Annotated in this window: 11 protein-coding genes; 4 read left to right on the plus strand and 7 right to left on the minus strand. The window is 43.6% G+C overall.

What is annotated here, in order from left to right:
• Positions 1–82 precede the first annotated feature (82 nt).
• The gene (locus GMES_RS01805; RefSeq protein WP_006990840.1) at positions 83–2,374 is read right to left on the minus strand and encodes an exonuclease domain-containing protein; all 2,292 of its coding nucleotides are present in this window, start codon (positions 2,372–2,374) and stop codon (positions 83–85) included.
• 49 nt (positions 2,375–2,423) lie between these two features.
• Positions 2,424–2,906 carry a CIA30 family protein gene (locus GMES_RS01810; RefSeq protein ID WP_006990841.1) on the minus strand — a complete coding sequence of 161 codons (483 nt, stop codon included), beginning with the start codon at positions 2,904–2,906 and terminating at the stop codon, positions 2,424–2,426.
• A 351-nt stretch (positions 2,907–3,257) separates the two neighbouring features.
• Between GMES_RS01810 and GMES_RS01815 the strand changes: the two genes are divergently transcribed.
• A complete protein-coding gene (locus tag GMES_RS01815) occupies positions 3,258–4,364 on the plus strand; it encodes a DUF2891 domain-containing protein (RefSeq protein WP_006990844.1) in 1,107 nt (368 codons plus the stop codon).
• Between the two features lie 171 nt (positions 4,365–4,535).
• On the opposite strand, the gene GMES_RS01820 is transcribed toward GMES_RS01815, so the two are convergent.
• From GMES_RS01820 to GMES_RS01830, 3 genes are all read right to left on the minus strand, one after another.
• A complete protein-coding gene (locus GMES_RS01820) occupies positions 4,536–4,919 on the minus strand; it encodes a response regulator (protein WP_006990845.1) in 384 nt (127 codons plus the stop codon).
• A 41-nt stretch (positions 4,920–4,960) separates the two neighbouring features.
• Positions 4,961–6,823: a PAS domain-containing sensor histidine kinase gene (locus GMES_RS01825; protein WP_006990846.1), complete on the minus strand. Its 1,863-nt coding sequence runs from the start codon at positions 6,821–6,823 to the stop codon at positions 4,961–4,963.
• A gap of 340 nt (positions 6,824–7,163) precedes the next feature.
• Positions 7,164–7,823 (minus strand): hypothetical protein, encoded by a 660-nt coding sequence (locus tag GMES_RS01830; RefSeq protein ID WP_006990847.1) that lies wholly within the window; start codon positions 7,821–7,823, stop codon positions 7,164–7,166.
• Between the two features lie 286 nt (positions 7,824–8,109).
• Between GMES_RS01830 and GMES_RS01835 the strand changes: the two genes are divergently transcribed.
• Positions 8,110–9,084: a DUF4862 family protein gene (locus GMES_RS01835; RefSeq protein WP_006990848.1), complete on the plus strand. Its 975-nt coding sequence runs from the start codon at positions 8,110–8,112 to the stop codon at positions 9,082–9,084.
• Positions 9,085–9,156: 72 nt separating this feature from the next.
• Positions 9,157–9,435 (plus strand): hypothetical protein, encoded by a 279-nt coding sequence (locus tag GMES_RS01840; protein WP_006990849.1) that lies wholly within the window; start codon positions 9,157–9,159, stop codon positions 9,433–9,435.
• Between the two features lie 181 nt (positions 9,436–9,616).
• Here GMES_RS01840 and GMES_RS01845 read toward each other — a convergent pair whose 3' ends face one another.
• Both GMES_RS01845 and topA read right to left on the minus strand, forming a co-directional pair.
• Positions 9,617–10,171: a DUF2058 domain-containing protein gene (locus GMES_RS01845; protein WP_006990850.1), complete on the minus strand. Its 555-nt coding sequence runs from the start codon at positions 10,169–10,171 to the stop codon at positions 9,617–9,619.
• A 115-nt stretch (positions 10,172–10,286) separates the two neighbouring features.
• Positions 10,287–12,926, minus strand: coding sequence for a type I DNA topoisomerase (topA, locus tag GMES_RS01850; RefSeq protein ID WP_006990851.1), 2,640 nt, complete (start codon positions 12,924–12,926; stop codon positions 10,287–10,289).
• 315 nt (positions 12,927–13,241) lie between these two features.
• Here topA and astB point away from each other — a divergent pair, with 315 nt between their 5' ends.
• Positions 13,242–14,582 (plus strand): N-succinylarginine dihydrolase, encoded by a 1,341-nt coding sequence (gene astB, locus GMES_RS01855; protein ID WP_006990852.1) that lies wholly within the window; start codon positions 13,242–13,244, stop codon positions 14,580–14,582.
• Positions 14,583–14,727: the final 145 nt, after the last annotated feature.

Below are 14,727 nucleotides of genomic sequence, written 5' to 3' on the forward strand. Positions count from 1 at the left end.
AACCCCTACACACGCGACGCTATGCGACACCATGCTTAAAATCCAACAGTAAATGCGCTCGCGAACTAATGCTAAGCGAACCCTATACAGTGTGTTTTTTCTCGTTCACCATGATCAGTAGTTCAGCGGCAGCTTGAGCATCACACAAAGCTCTGTGATGATTATCAAGAGACAATCCGTATTCTTTGGTTAATTTACCTAACGAATAAGACTTTGAGCCTGGGTAATACTTGCGCATTTCACGCACCGTACAGAGCTTAGGCATAGAGAACGCTCTTTCTAATCGCCCGTATTCCAGCTTGAAAAATCCATAATCGAAATTCACATTGTGTGCCACGAAAATACAGTCTTGCATAAACGCTTCTAAATCATCTATCACTTCGCAAAAAAGCGGTGCGTCTTCGACCATATCATTACTGATCCCCGTCAAACGGGTAATAAAATGGGGTACACGACGCTCAGGGTTGATAAGGCTACTCCAGCTGTCGACTACTCTACCGTTTATGACTTTAACGGCACCAATCTCTGTAATGCGGTGACCTGGCTTACAACCTCCTGTGGTTTCAACATCAACCACAACATAGGGTTGCCGGGGGTTATAACGCCACTCTACTTGACAAACCCCGACGTTAAACCCGGCATTTTGCAGTGCGTCGATGCTCACCAGCTGATTGGCGCGAAGTTGGTCCCCCGGCGCTTTTACCTCTTCAAAGCGCAGTTGCTGATTTTCAATCACCATTAAATCGGGGTAACCATCTTTTAACCCTTGGTAATTTTTCGCCATTGCTCTTAAGTGGTTTGCTACCCACTGTCCATTTACGTGTTGCAAGAATACACTGATGATTTCAAGCATTTTAGGGTTCCAACGGAATATACCGTTAGGCTGACCATAGTAACGACTTGCAACTTGCGTCAGGTATGTCATGGCATGGCTGGTTGGCCTGCTTACCTGATATTGGGCTTGCCGTTGAGATTGAGTGAACAGCGCTAAACGCGCTTCCACCTGAGCTCCTAACTCATCATACAAACAGTTTTCTTTTATCAGACGTGGTCTGCGGTCAAACTCTGACCCTGTTGCGCGCTCGGCCTCATTAAACAATTCATGCCAAAACGTTAAACCAAATAACGCCCTGAATAAGCGATTTTCGGTTCTGTAAGCGAATATGTTTGCCAGCGGTTGCACAGGGTTTTGCTCTAGAGGTTCGCTCTGAAGCTCCCTTTGCTGTTTTTCCCTAGGCACAGTATTATCGACGCACAGGTTTTGCCCCTCGTAGTAGCGTTTTACGCCTAATTCCACGCGATCTTTGTAGACTTCATCAATGTAAAGTTTGTGACTATGCTCGCGTAAACGCTGGGTACGAACGCTTAACTTTGCTTGATTGAACTTACGTTGGTAAAAATCAAACGCAAACAAACTTAGTTCGTCGTCTTTCGGTGCATCAAGTAACGTTTCAAGGGCCAACTTGGCGCGCTCTTTATCAAATTTATAGGTTTCTCTGATCAAGCGCTCTTGTGCTTTTTGGTGTGAGGATAAACGCCAAAATGCCAACGCTTGTGTTTTGGCATTCTCACAATCAATGGCTAATAAGGCACAGCCTATCTCGTACCAAAAGTGTGCAGCATATTCATTGGCTGTAGCCCCAATGGGCGTTTGTTGTAATTCTTGCTGTTGCGCCAATGCAATCAGCCCTTCAGGGCACAGAAACCCTAAACGCTGTTTTTGCTGGGCAAAATAGAAGGCACTTTGGGCTTCTTCAATACCGTCAAAGCGCGGGCCTTGTTGCTTAGATTTATTGCGGGTTTTAAGGACGCCTAAGTCCCGCATGGAAAACTTGTCTAGTGCGCTATTGAGATTACCAAAGAATAAAAACAGTAAGTATTGCCACTCATTAACGAACGTCTTTACTTTGAAATCATCACATAAGGTATGTTGGGTGATTGCATCAGCGCTAAGCGCTCGGGCTAGCGTTAATAAAACGGCTTTGGCAGCACTTTTTTTAAACGTCACCTGTTGTGAGCTTAATAATTCGACCAATTGCGCTTTGTTCAGCGTATCGAGCAATGTACTAACATCGCTGGCGACAATCGAACGTAACACGCCACACTCAGTGAGTAACGCTAGCGCCCGTTGGCAGTCCTCAATTTCCCCGTAGGTTAACGTGCTGCAGGCGATGAACGAGCCTTTACGATTGACCACGCGCACAAACATGCATTGGGTGTTGTGTGCCATTTGCTCAAAGCGTTGAATAAAATCGTGATGGGCTGGCAGTAATAATGCAGCGCAATGGGTCTGCGTATAAGCGAGGAACTCGTTAAAATGGTCGAGGTAGTATTTCTCAGGCAGTATTAGGGCTGATTTCACAGGACTTTGCATATAGGTTACGTTCTATTGAGGTATAGGGGTTTTTGCGGTGGCAGTCTTATCATTCATCAAGAGTGATACTGTCAATCAATAAACAAAAATCACCCTCTTGGCGATCGCTGATCAAAAATCCCAGCTGTTTTACTTCTAACCAATTCAGTGGTGGGGCATCAAGCACTTTTTTGCCGCGCAATGTTGCCTTAAACTCACTCAATTTAAAGTGGAATGTTTGCCATTCATTTGCTTCAGTGGTGAACCCGACACCATAAGACGGCGCACCTTTTTCACTAGCTGCTTTCAATCGAAACTGATAGCGCTTGCCATCACCCATCACACGAATCGACACTTGGGTTTCATCGCGCACGTTAGATACAAATACTCGCCGGTTTACGGATGCAAAACCACCATTGTTTTCAAGTGAAACATGCCCGCTAAACACGGCGAGTTTATCAACATGGGATAACTGTGACTTTGATACACCACCCATCACGCCATCGTTTACCGATTGCCAGCTGTCATTTTCATTAATTTTAAAAAGATTCATGGGTGACGCGCTCACTTTCTATTATCTATTGCTTATCGCCTATTTCAACAGGCCAATATTTTCATACAGTAGTTCATACAGTATTTTACCCAGCTTTATTGTTTTGACGCAAGTTGTGAATGCATATTTGCCAGTAGGAACATATGCGCAGCATTAAGAATTAACGCTTATACGCTTAAGCGGTTTATAGGTTCATCATCGTATTTCACAGTGCATTGCTGTTCTTTGCAGAGTTGCTCATGTGATCTTTCATTGATAATTTTTTTTGCTAGTCGCCAACGCTGCAGGTTTGCAACCCTCATACACAACGCGTATTCTGCGCTTAACTATTTGAGAAAAATAAGATTCTTTATGAAAATCAAAGCCATGAGTTTGTCGATTGCTATGTACTGTGGCATCGCCTTCGCAGCGCAAAATGACCAAGTAATAGCGCCGAGCAAAGACCAAGTGACCGATCGTTTCGCCGAACTTGCCCTTGAGTGCGTACACAAAGAGTACCCCAACATCATTAAGCACATGATGACGAGCAAAGACGACGTTAAAACGCCAAAAGAGTTGTACCCTGCTTTTTACGGTTGTTTCGATTGGCATTCATCTGTACATGGCCATTGGTTGCTGGCACGTATTGCCAGTCAGTACCCAGACTCAGAGCATTATCAGGATATAATTGCAAGTTTGAATAAAAGCTTTAGCCAAGCGAATATTCAGGGTGAACTGGCTTATTTTAACCGTGAAGATACAGGCACCAGTTTTGAGCGCCCTTATGGCTTGGCGTGGTTCTTACAGCTAACCAGTGAATTACGTGAATGGGACGACCCCCAGGCGAAAAAATGGTTAGCAACGCTTATGCCGCTGGAAGATAAAATCGTCGCGAACGTTGGTGACTGGCTCCCCAAGTTGTCATTTCCGATCCGTGTGGGCGAGCACAGCCAAACCGCGTTTGCCTTTGGCCTAATGTTAGACTGGAGTGAAACAGCGAACAATACGGTCTTTAATCAGCTGCTTAAAAGCACCGTGAGTCGCTTATACACCAATGATGTTAATTGCCCATTAGCATATGAGCCATCGGGCCAAGATTTCTTATCACCTTGCATTGCAGAAGCGGATTTAATGCGCCGCATTTTACCGCCCAGCGAATATGCGACTTGGTTAACATCATTTTTGCCGTCGATTCCGCAAAACGGAGACAGCCATTGGATGAGCGTAGCCACTGTCGTAGATAAAAGTGACGGAAAACTCGCACACTTAGATGGCCTAAACCTGAGCCGAGCGTGGATGCTAGAGGGGATTGCATCTGCGCTGCCAGCAAACGATAAACGAGTAGCCGCTATCCAAAGTGCAGCCCGGAATCACCACCAAGCGGGCATAAATTCCGTTATTCACGATATGCACTATATGGGCAGCCATTGGCTGGGCAGCTTTGCAACGTATTTAACGACCGAGCGAGGATTGCGCTAGCAACGTTTTAGGTTGTTCAGGAGTTATCTTAAGAATAATAAGTGGAGGCTCAGAAAAACCTCACCGGCTTGTTTATAACAAACATAACACTAGACCGCGTCTTAGAAGCTGTGCTTAAGAAGCCCAGTTATAGAATATGTGTATACGCAGCTAAGTATTTTATATTAATGGTCACGTCTGACAAAAAGTCTTGACCATGAATTCCAAATCCTCAATGACTAAGGGTTTGCTTACGTATCTTTTAACACAGGTATGTGAAAGAGACCGCTGAATATCACTTGCTTCTTCTGAGGAAGATAACATAACTATCGTATCGCAATGGTTCTGTTGAAGTTCATAGTTATCTAGGAATTCGTGACCATTCATACCCGGCATATTAATATCTAACAGTATCAAAGTCGGTGGCGTAGCTAGCCCTTCTAAAATAGAGAGCGCCTCTTCACCATCGTATGCTTGATGTATCGCTATTTCAGTATCGTACTTTTCTATCATATTCTTGAGTAAGAATTGTTCAATTTCACTATCATCTACAATGAGAATAGAAGGCTTTTTCATAATCACTATTCACTCTTTAATATCGCAGTTTTATTATCGGGTTAGTTTGTCATTGGCAAGGTTACGATGAATTTCGTATCCATATCCTCATCCGTAAATACTATCTCGCCTTCAAGGCGCTCAATGGTATTTTTAAGCATGTATAAACCTAGGCCTGAACCAAATGAGGTTTTAGGATGAAAACGTTTGAACATACTAAAAAGACTTGCTTGATGTTTCTTAGGTATACCTAGACCATTATCCGATACTTCTAATATAAATCGTTTTGAAATGTTGTAAGTCTTAATTTTTATATACGATTTAGGTTTCGCAATATCTTGATATTTAACTGCGTTAGATAATAAGTTCTCAACAATTAGTGCAAAAAGTGTCTTTGGTAAACACAATGTATTACGTGCACTCAGGTCGAAATCAATTTTTAATCTTTCGAAATTATCCATGCCCTTAATTTTGCCAATTGCCTCGTGGATCGTTTGTTTTACGTTCACCTCTATCAATTCCTCTTGAGCATGTCTCACTTTTGTCAACACAAGGATATCTTTGACAAGCGTTTCAAGCTTCCCGAGTGAAGTTTGAACTAAAGCGATCTTTTCCAAAGAGTCATCTGTTTGGCCTTCCCTTAGATCCTCGTTGACTAAATCTAACATTCTAATAGAAGATATGAGCGGTGATCTAAGATCATGAGAGGTTCTGTAGGCGAATTCTTCAAGCTCAGCATTCGCTTTTTTAATATCGGCCTGCGTTTTTTTACGCACCGAAATATCACGAACGATACCACTATAAAGCTTGCGCCCATGAACGTTGACTTCGCTAACAGACAAATCGAGGGGGAATGTGCTGCCATCCTTTCTTAGGCCTACCACTTCTCTGCCACTTCCTATGACACGCTTAACTCCTGTTTTATGGTAGTTACTTAAATATTCATCATGTTCACTGTGGTAAGGCTCAGGCATAAGGATCTTCACATTTTTGCCTACCGTCTCGATCATTGTGAAGCCGAATATAACCTCGCACGCTTTGTTATAATGTTCGATAATTCCATATTCATTGATGGTAATCAAACCATCGACAGTATTATCTAGCACCGCGGCTAAACGTAGTTGCGCTTCTTGGATATCGGAGATATCTCGAATGATACCGCTGTATATAGTTCGTCCTTTAACCTCTACCTCACTGACGGAAAGATCCATCGGAAAAACAGTTCCATCTTTCTTTCTACCCTCAACCTGGCGACCAATACCTATGACTTTCCGAGTACCACTGGTATAGTAATTTTGCAAATATCCATCGTGTTCTTCGCGGTAGGGTTCAGGCATTAATACCTTCACATTTTTACCAATAACATTTTTCGCTTCATAACCAAAAAGTACCTCACAAGCTCGGTTAAAGGTCTCTATGCAGCCGCGTCTATCAATCGTAATCAGTCCATCAACGGTATTATCAACAATGGCTTGCAGTGAAGCTTGGCTGTCTTTAGATGATTGTTCTGCATTTTTTATATCTGAAATATCGCGAATAGTCCCAACAAACATCTTAACCCCTGAAATCGACATCTCGTTTACGCTCAACTCCATGGGGAATACGGTGCCATCTTTTCGCTTTGCTTGAACCTCGCGAATTGCACCTATCACGTTTTTATCTCCCGTAGACAAGTAGTTTTCAATATAGATGTCATGCTCTCCATGATAAGGATCTGGCATCAGCATCTTCACATTACATCCAATGACCTCAATTGCATCGTATTGAAATATTCTTTCGGCCGAACGATTGAAGCTATCAATGACCCCGCGATGGTCAATTGTAATGATGCCGTCAATCACTGTATTTAAAACGGCCGATAACTTTGTCGTGTAACCTTGTAAATTTTCATTAGGGGGAATTTGAGGGATATTTTTACCGGACATACACTTAACTCAAGTCATCAAACATTACATGCTTAAAGCATAGACATATTTGAAAAAAATCAAGCATATACCTAAGTATAAATTTTTCTTTTATGGATCTGCTAAGTTACTGATAGGCGGATAAAGGAAGACTAAAAATAAAACAAATAGCGATAAGCTTTAAGTAGCGCATACAGAATTCAATATGCGTGTCGAGACTCAACGTCGTCAAAATATTACGCGAAGGGCAATATTTATTTTAAAAAGACTGGAGTTTGTAGCGAACAATAAACGGCAAAAATTGGTATTTACGGCAAGAACTTTCCTTACTCATCAGCTTAAAATTAAAACAAATATACAGCTAGATCTCGGAAGTGCCTATGCCGAGCGAGTTCTTCACCTGTTCAAACAAGCCTTCTGACTCCCCGCGAGAGGCTATCGATAGCCCCGCGTCAGATAGATAAAAACTGTCCAGTGAAAATAAATATTCTCGGCTTTGTGTTAGGTAGGTGACTACGTCGTCTTCATGTACGTCAGCGTCTTGCAGTTGTTTCGCATATTCCTGAGACTGTCCTAGTTCGTAAAACTCTGACAACGAATTTACATCATCTAACTTACTTTGCAGCCTAGGATTTCTATCGAGGTATTGTTGAAGCTGGGCGAGGCCCTTGTGCTCAGGCTCATGCTCGCTGCTAACAACCCACGCCCCTTCTTCTTGGGTGAGCTTAACATCAAACGTAAGACCTAAATTTTTCGCAGTATTAGTGAGATCTTCAGCGACCCCGCGCATGTTAAAGCTAAGCATATTATCTAGCGTTTGTAGATTTATGCCGTTCTCGCCTGATTTCAAACGCTCTAACGCATCATCAATGTTTCCATTTGCAAGATTACTTTGCACATCAGACAACCCAGCAGAAATATTATTTTTCTGGGCATCCACCACACTTTGTAATGCCGCATCAGCATCGCTGGAGTTGTTTAGATAATCAAATAAGGATGTTTTTGATTGTTGAATTTCCATCGTATTCATTCCTAAGTGTTCAACCATGGCCGTTCTTAACCATGCTAATCCGGTTATGTAATCTACATGTGAGTAAAAAATCGGTTTACTTTACATGTTTATTAACTCTTCACTAGCAAACCCTAAGCCAACAAATACTGTTCACCTGAACTTCAGTGAAAAGGCGAGAAACTGCGTTAAAACATTTACCCATTTACTATTCGTATGGCTATTCGCAACCTTGCGGCTTCGTGCTAAAGTCGGGGATAAATAACTGTTTACCTTCACTTTTCAAAAAGGAATTCACATGAATTATTTTGTAGGCTCCTACGCCACCTCGCCCGCGTGGGAACAGTGGGATGCTGAAGCTGAACACGCTTACTTTAGTCAGTTAAAAGCGCTTAAAAATGTACAAGGTTTAGAACACCCGTTCACCGGCTCGTTGCACCCCCATGATGACGACTGGTTTATTGCTAACGTAAGCCCTGATTGGCAATTTGTATTCACTTGCGTACCGGGCACCATGGGTGCATTGGGTAAAAACCCTCGCTTTGGCATCGCATCAGATGATGAAGCCGGTCGCCAAGACGCCCTCGCCTTTATGCAAAAAGCCTGTGGCGCCATTGGCAAGTTAAATAAAGGCCTTGGGCGAAAGGCTGTTAAAGCCATTGAAATACAAACGGCTCCAGATCGAAGCAAAGCCGAGGGCTCGGCGAAATCTTTGCAGGCTTCACTAGAAACCATGCTCAGCTGGGATTGGCACGGTGCTGATATCGTCATTGAACACTGCGACGCCCTTGTACCTGAGCACGAGCACGCGAAGGGCTTTTTGTCACTGGACGATGAAATAGCGGTCTTAAACGAACTTAATGCATCAAAGAATGCAAACCTTGGGTTGCTAATTAACTGGGGGCGTTCAGCCATTGAAAGCATGAGCACTGAAGGCGTGTTAACGCACATTAAACACGTTAAGGCTCACGGTTTGCTGAAAGGCTTGATGTTCTCCGGTGTCACAGACCAGGAATCACCTTATGGCATTTGGAAAGACACCCACATGCCTGCATCGAAAAACTCGACTGTTGAATTTGGTGCTGAGCATTCATTGTTGACAGAAGAAGAAATCCATCGCTCGCTAGCGGCCTGTGGAGACGCATTAACGGAGAACTCGATTGTCGGTATAAAACTCGGTATTCGCCCCAAAGACGCGCCGCTTGAGCCTCGTGTGGGCTATAACCAATCAGCGTTGGCAATGATCGACCGATTTTTTGAAGAAGTAGCTTAAATAATTGTATTTGAAGGCAGCCCGTTAGCTAATCGCGTTTAACCTACACACTCTTAAAGTCAAAGGTGGATCATGGAAGAAGTGAAAGTAACTTGGGTTCAAGCAGCGCGCATTTGGTGGAGTTGGGCTTGGCGGTTTTTGATTTGGACGGTACCCACTGCCGTACTCTTCGGTTTTTCTATCGGCTTAGCGCTGGCCTTTCTTGGCTTATCTATTGAGCCTTTTACCCCTTACATTCAAGGGTTCGGTGCCGCTCTTGGAATATTTTTTGGCATCTTCGCCATGAAAAACATCATGGGTAAGCAATTTAATGGCTTTAAAATCATGCTGGTAAAAACCCGTGACGAGTAAGACTACTAGGCTGTTATATCGTCATAGGAATCATTTAGTAACTGTAAAGTAAAGCCGGCGACGGACTCCCGGCGCACCACTTTACATAACGTCATCTTAACTAAGTTGCTGTTGCGCAAACCTGCCCCACAATAACCAAAAAGCGCTATCCACAGATAGCGCTATTGAGCATTCCCCCCTGTTACCAACTCAAATCATCTGGGATTTCGTAGTCGGCGTACCAGTCTTCATCTTCACTGTTCTTGGCCTTTTCTTCTGGCAGAATATCGGCGCGATACAGCACGTAACTTTCATCACGCTCAGCGATTTTATCCGCCACGGGCATGGGGATCAGTTCATAAACGTCATTGAGTTTGACGATAGCAAGCTGGCCTTGAGTAATTTGGGTATGGATGTTTTTATCAACATACATACGCTTTATAACCTTGTTGTCACTGAAGTTACACGCAATATCACCCACTTTACGCGATTGTTTGTTCACGTTAATCATCTGCACAATTTGTGCTTGGACCGCTTTTTTCTCTGCTTCAGCTTTGGCCTTTTGGTTCAACTCTCTGTCACGGGCTTTCTTTTGCTCGGCGGCTTTTTCAGCGGCAATTTTACTTTCGTTCGTTTGTTGAACGTTGTGATTTTTTTTCTCTTTTGCTTGTTTGTGTTTTTGCTGGCGCACTTGCTTCGCTTTTTTCTTATCTGCGAGGCCTGCTTGTAAAAGTTGTTCTTGGAGTGACAATGCCATACTCGTGCCTATTGGTTTTGTAGAATGCATAAAGCCGGCAAGGATAAGTTACCGGCTTTTTATTATGGGAAATCAGTACTTTATTATAAGTAATGAAGACTGGGTTTCAAAAGCGCTATTTTGCTTTTTTACGCTTATCTTCTACCGTCCATTTATTATCTGTGTACCAAGCGGACCAACCAGTGGCTTTGCCCTCTTCGTTTTCACTCATAACATATTGTTGCTTGGTTTTACGGCTGTAGCGCACGAGCGTGTCGTTACCGTCGGGATCTTTAGCCGGCGCATCCGCCAAGTAATAAAACTTAGGTGAAATGCGATCCCTAAAGCGCGCTAATTCAGCCACAAGCGGCGCACGAGTTTCCCGTGATTTAGGAAAGTTATGCGCTGCCATGAAAATACCTGAGGCGCCGTCACGCAATACAAAGTGCGCATCTGACTTAGTACATTCTAATTCAGGCAAATCCACTGGGTCTTCTTTAGGCGGCGCAGCTTCACCGTTTCGCAATAACTTACGGGTGTTCTTACATTCTTCGTTAGTACAACCAAAATACTTTCCGAAGCGACCGTTTTTAAGCTCCATGTTTGAACCACATTTATCGCACTCGATAATGGGACCGTCATAACCTTTGATTTTAAACGTGCCTTCTTCAACTTCGATACCAGGGCACGTAGGGGTATTACCGCACACGTGTAACTTACGCGTTTCATCCACTAAGTAGCTGTCCATGGCGGTAGCACAAATTGGACAACGTCGCTTCGCTCTCAGTAACTCAGTCTCAAGCTCTTCTTCGTCATCCACCTTGATAACTTCGTCACCAGAGGTGAGGTTCATGGTGCCGGTGCAGCGCTCTTTAGGCGGTAAGTTATAACCAGAGCAACCTAAGAACACACCGGTACTGGCGGTGCGCACGTTCATTGGGCGGCCACATTTAGGGCATGCAATGTCCGTTGGTACCGCTTGGTTCAAGCGCATACCGCCGTCTTCGGGATCTTTTTCCGCTAGGTGCAGCTTTTGTTCAAAATCACCGTAAAAATCATTGAGTACGTCTTTCCACGAGACTTTGCCGTTGGCAATTTCGTCTAGCTCTTGTTCCATCTTGGCGGTGAAATCAAAGCTCAGCAGATTATCAAAATTTTCAAGCAAGCGGTCATTGACTATCTCACCCATTTTTTCAGCATAGAAACGCTTACTCTCAAGGCGCACATAGCCGCGATCTTGAATCGTAGAAATGATACTAGCGTAGGTTGATGGGCGACCAATGCCGCGTTTTTCCAGTTCTTTTACCAAGGATGCTTCATTGAAGCGAGCCACAGGTTTAGTAAAATGCTGCTTCGGTTCAAGTTGCTTAAGGTTAAGACTTTCGCCTTCTTTTACATCCGGCAACAAGAAGTCTTCTTCACCTTTCTTACGCTGAGGGTTTTGTACTTTAGTCCAACCGTCGAACTTCAACACGCGGCCTTTTGCAGTCAACTCATAACCATTGGCTGATACACGAATGGTGCTCGCGTCGTATTTTGCAGGTGTCATTTGACAAGCGACAAACTGACGCCAGATAAGCTCGTATAAGCGCTGTGCGTCACGTTCCATTTCAGATAAAGACTCTGATTTAAGTAGCACATTTGACGGGCGTATCGCCTCGTGAGCTTCTTGAGCACCTTCTTTACTGCCGTACTTCAGGGCATTTTCTGGTAAGTACTTATCACCAAAATTATCAACAATATAATCACGACAAGCATCGACCGCTTCTTTGCTCAAATTGGTTGAGTCGGTACGCATATACGTAATGTGACCGGCTTCATATAAGCGCTGAGCCATCATCATGGTTTTTTTCACACCAAAACCTAAGCGCGTACTGGCCGCTTGTTGCAAGGTTGAGGTTATAAAAGGTGCTGATGGGCGAGATTGAGTCGGCTTTGAATCACGACTAACAACCTTATAATCAGCCCCTTCTAAATCGGATAATGCCGCATCCGTTTGTGCTTTATTGACTGGCTTAAATGCTTTGTCATTATGTTTAGCAACTTGCATACGCAGGTCACTTTGTTTTGCCGTGACTAGGTCGGCATGCACGTCCCAAAACTCTTCGGGTACAAAGGCCTTAATTTCACGTTCACGCTCAACGACAAGGCGTACAGCAACAGATTGAACACGACCAGCGGATAAGCCTCGAGCGACTTTTTTCCATAATAATGGGGACACCATAAAGCCCACAATACGGTCGAGGAATCGACGAGCTTGCTGCGCATTTACCCGCTCAACGTTGACTTTACCGGGTTCAGAGAAGGCTTCTTGAATGGCGTTTTTGGTGATTTCGTTAAACACCACACGCTGATAATCTTTTGTGGGATCATCGATCAATTCTTGTAGGTGCCAAGCGATGGCTTCCCCTTCTCTATCCAAATCCGTTGCGAGATAGATAGTGTCAGCATTTTTGGCTAACTTTTTAAGTTCATTAACGACTTTTTCTTTACCGTTAAGGACTTCGTAATGGGCTTCCCAATCATTTTTTGGATCAACGCCCATACGATCAACTAATTTGCGATATTCATGTTCGCGTAAATACGATTCACGCTTTTTTTCTGACAATAATTTTAGCTCTTTTGCCGGTTTTTTAGGCGGAACTTTGCCTAAAGCTTTCGTTGGAAGGTCTCGAACGTGGCCTACACTAGATTTAACAATAAAATCTTTTCCGAGATATTTATTAATTGTTTTCGCCTTTGCCGGTGATTCGACAATGACCAGAGACTTTGCCATATAATTAGTCTTAACCTTTGTATTTATTAGGGTTTTTAGATGAACTGTAGAAGAATTGTTCGTTCACCTCTATAAAATGCTTTTTAACATATATCGACAAAGTGAATAGAAAACAAGTTCTTCTTCATACTTATCCGATAATCGTCATACGTAAGCGCAAATCACTGTTCATAATTTAATCGCCTCGATTGGCAGCGACCTTAAAACCAGTATAATGCCGACCATGACACACCGAGATGAAGATGGAATGGTCATTTTCAAGGTCAACCTTTTCGCTTTTGGTTTAGCGGATACTGATACGCACATGAGGATAGAATGAAGCAGTTTGAAGTGAATTTTGATGGACTCGTTGGACCAACCCACAATTATGCGGGTTTATCATACGGTAATGTTGCCTCGTTAAATAATGCGAGCGCACAGAGTAGCCCTAAACAAGCCGCTAAGCAGGGCTTAAAGAAAATGAAAGCCCTAGCTGACCTTGGTATGATTCAGGGCGTGTTGGCTCCTCAGGCGCGTCCTGACGTGGATGCGTTACGTCGTTTAGGCTTTTCTGGCTCTGACGCCAACGTTTTGCAGCAAGCTGCTAAGCAAGCGCCCGCTATATTTCAAGCCTGTTGCTCAGCATCTAGCATGTGGACAGCCAACGCCGCTACGGTTTCTCCTAGTGCTGATACCGCTGATGGTAAAGTGCATTTTACCCCTGCAAATCTGACCAATAAATACCATCGTTCATTGGAACCCCAAGTCACTGGCAATATCCTTAAAGCCACATTTGCTAATCAGCAATATTTCAGTCACCACAATCATTTACCCGATAATGAGCATTTTGGTGATGAGGGCGCAGCAAACCACACGCGTTTATGTCGCCAATACGGTGAACGGGGTGTCGAGTTATTTGTTTATGGGCGTTATGCCTTTGATAAAAGCAAACCTGCACCAGTGAAATTCCCCGCTCGTCAAACATTTGAAGCCAGCCAAGCCGTTGCCCGCTTACATGGACTGAGCGACGACAACGTAGTGTTTATTCAGCAAAACCCAGATTTGATCGACCAGGGTGTTTTCCATAATGACGTGATTTCTGTGGGGAACCAAAACGTGCTTTTCTATCACGAGCAGGCCTTCCTAGATACGGATAAAGCATTTGCTGAAATTAAGCAAAAATACGGTACGGGCGATTTGCACTTTATCAAAGTGACGACAGACCAAGTAAGCTTGCAAGATGCAATAAAAAGCTACTTGTTTAATACCCAACTGGTGACGCTGGCGAACGGTGATATGGCGATCATTGCCCCTACCGATTGTGAAGAGAATCCTGCGGTTTCAGCTTATCTAAATGAGCTGGTTACCCTGAATACGCCGATAAAACACATTCGCTACTACGATGTTAAACAAAGCATGCGAAACGGTGGTGGGCCTGCCTGCCTGAGGTTACGCGTAGCCATGAACGACACCGAATTGGCCGCAGTAAATCAAAGCACTATGATGAATGATGCCCAGTTCGAACGTTTAAATAATTGGGTGGATAAACATTATCGTGACCGTTTATCGGTAGATGATTTGCGCGATGTCGCCTTGCTCAATGAGTCTCGCACTGCCCTTGATGAGCTCACCCAATTACTGAAACTCGGATCGGTTTATCCGTTCCAAAAAGTCTAAAACGTTGCCCTAAATTTTGTAGACTTAAAGCTGTATTTGTTGTTTTAATCCATTAAAGAAAACATAACAAAAGCCCCGTATCACGATTGTGATACGGGGCTTTTTGTTCGTAAACTTGTTCTAAAATTTAGATGCCGTATAACTC

Source organism: Paraglaciecola mesophila KMM 241, assembly GCF_000315015.1.
Lineage (GTDB): Bacteria > Pseudomonadota > Gammaproteobacteria > Enterobacterales > Alteromonadaceae > Paraglaciecola > Paraglaciecola mesophila.

Bases quoted from the DNA above. Each gene is read 5' to 3' on its own strand.
- GMES_RS01805 (WP_006990840.1), bottom strand. From the start codon at position 2,374: ATGCAAAGTCCTGTGAAATCAGCCCTAATACTGCCTGAGAAATACTAC.
- GMES_RS01810 (WP_006990841.1), bottom strand. From the start codon at position 2,906: ATGAATCTTTTTAAAATTAATGAAAATGACAGCTGGCAATCGGTAAAC.
- GMES_RS01815 (WP_006990844.1), top strand. From the start codon at position 3,258: ATGAAAATCAAAGCCATGAGTTTGTCGATTGCTATGTACTGTGGCATC.
- GMES_RS01820 (WP_006990845.1), bottom strand. From the start codon at position 4,919: ATGAAAAAGCCTTCTATTCTCATTGTAGATGATAGTGAAATTGAACAA.
- GMES_RS01825 (WP_006990846.1), bottom strand. From the start codon at position 6,823: ATGTCCGGTAAAAATATCCCTCAAATTCCCCCTAATGAAAATTTACAA.
- GMES_RS01830 (WP_006990847.1), bottom strand. From the start codon at position 7,823: ATGGAAATTCAACAATCAAAAACATCCTTATTTGATTATCTAAACAAC.
- GMES_RS01835 (WP_006990848.1), top strand. From the start codon at position 8,110: ATGAATTATTTTGTAGGCTCCTACGCCACCTCGCCCGCGTGGGAACAG.
- GMES_RS01840 (WP_006990849.1), top strand. From the start codon at position 9,157: ATGGAAGAAGTGAAAGTAACTTGGGTTCAAGCAGCGCGCATTTGGTGG.
- GMES_RS01845 (WP_006990850.1), bottom strand. From the start codon at position 10,171: ATGGCATTGTCACTCCAAGAACAACTTTTACAAGCAGGCCTCGCAGAT.
- topA (WP_006990851.1), bottom strand. From the start codon at position 12,926: ATGGCAAAGTCTCTGGTCATTGTCGAATCACCGGCAAAGGCGAAAACA.
- astB (WP_006990852.1), top strand. From the start codon at position 13,242: ATGAAGCAGTTTGAAGTGAATTTTGATGGACTCGTTGGACCAACCCAC.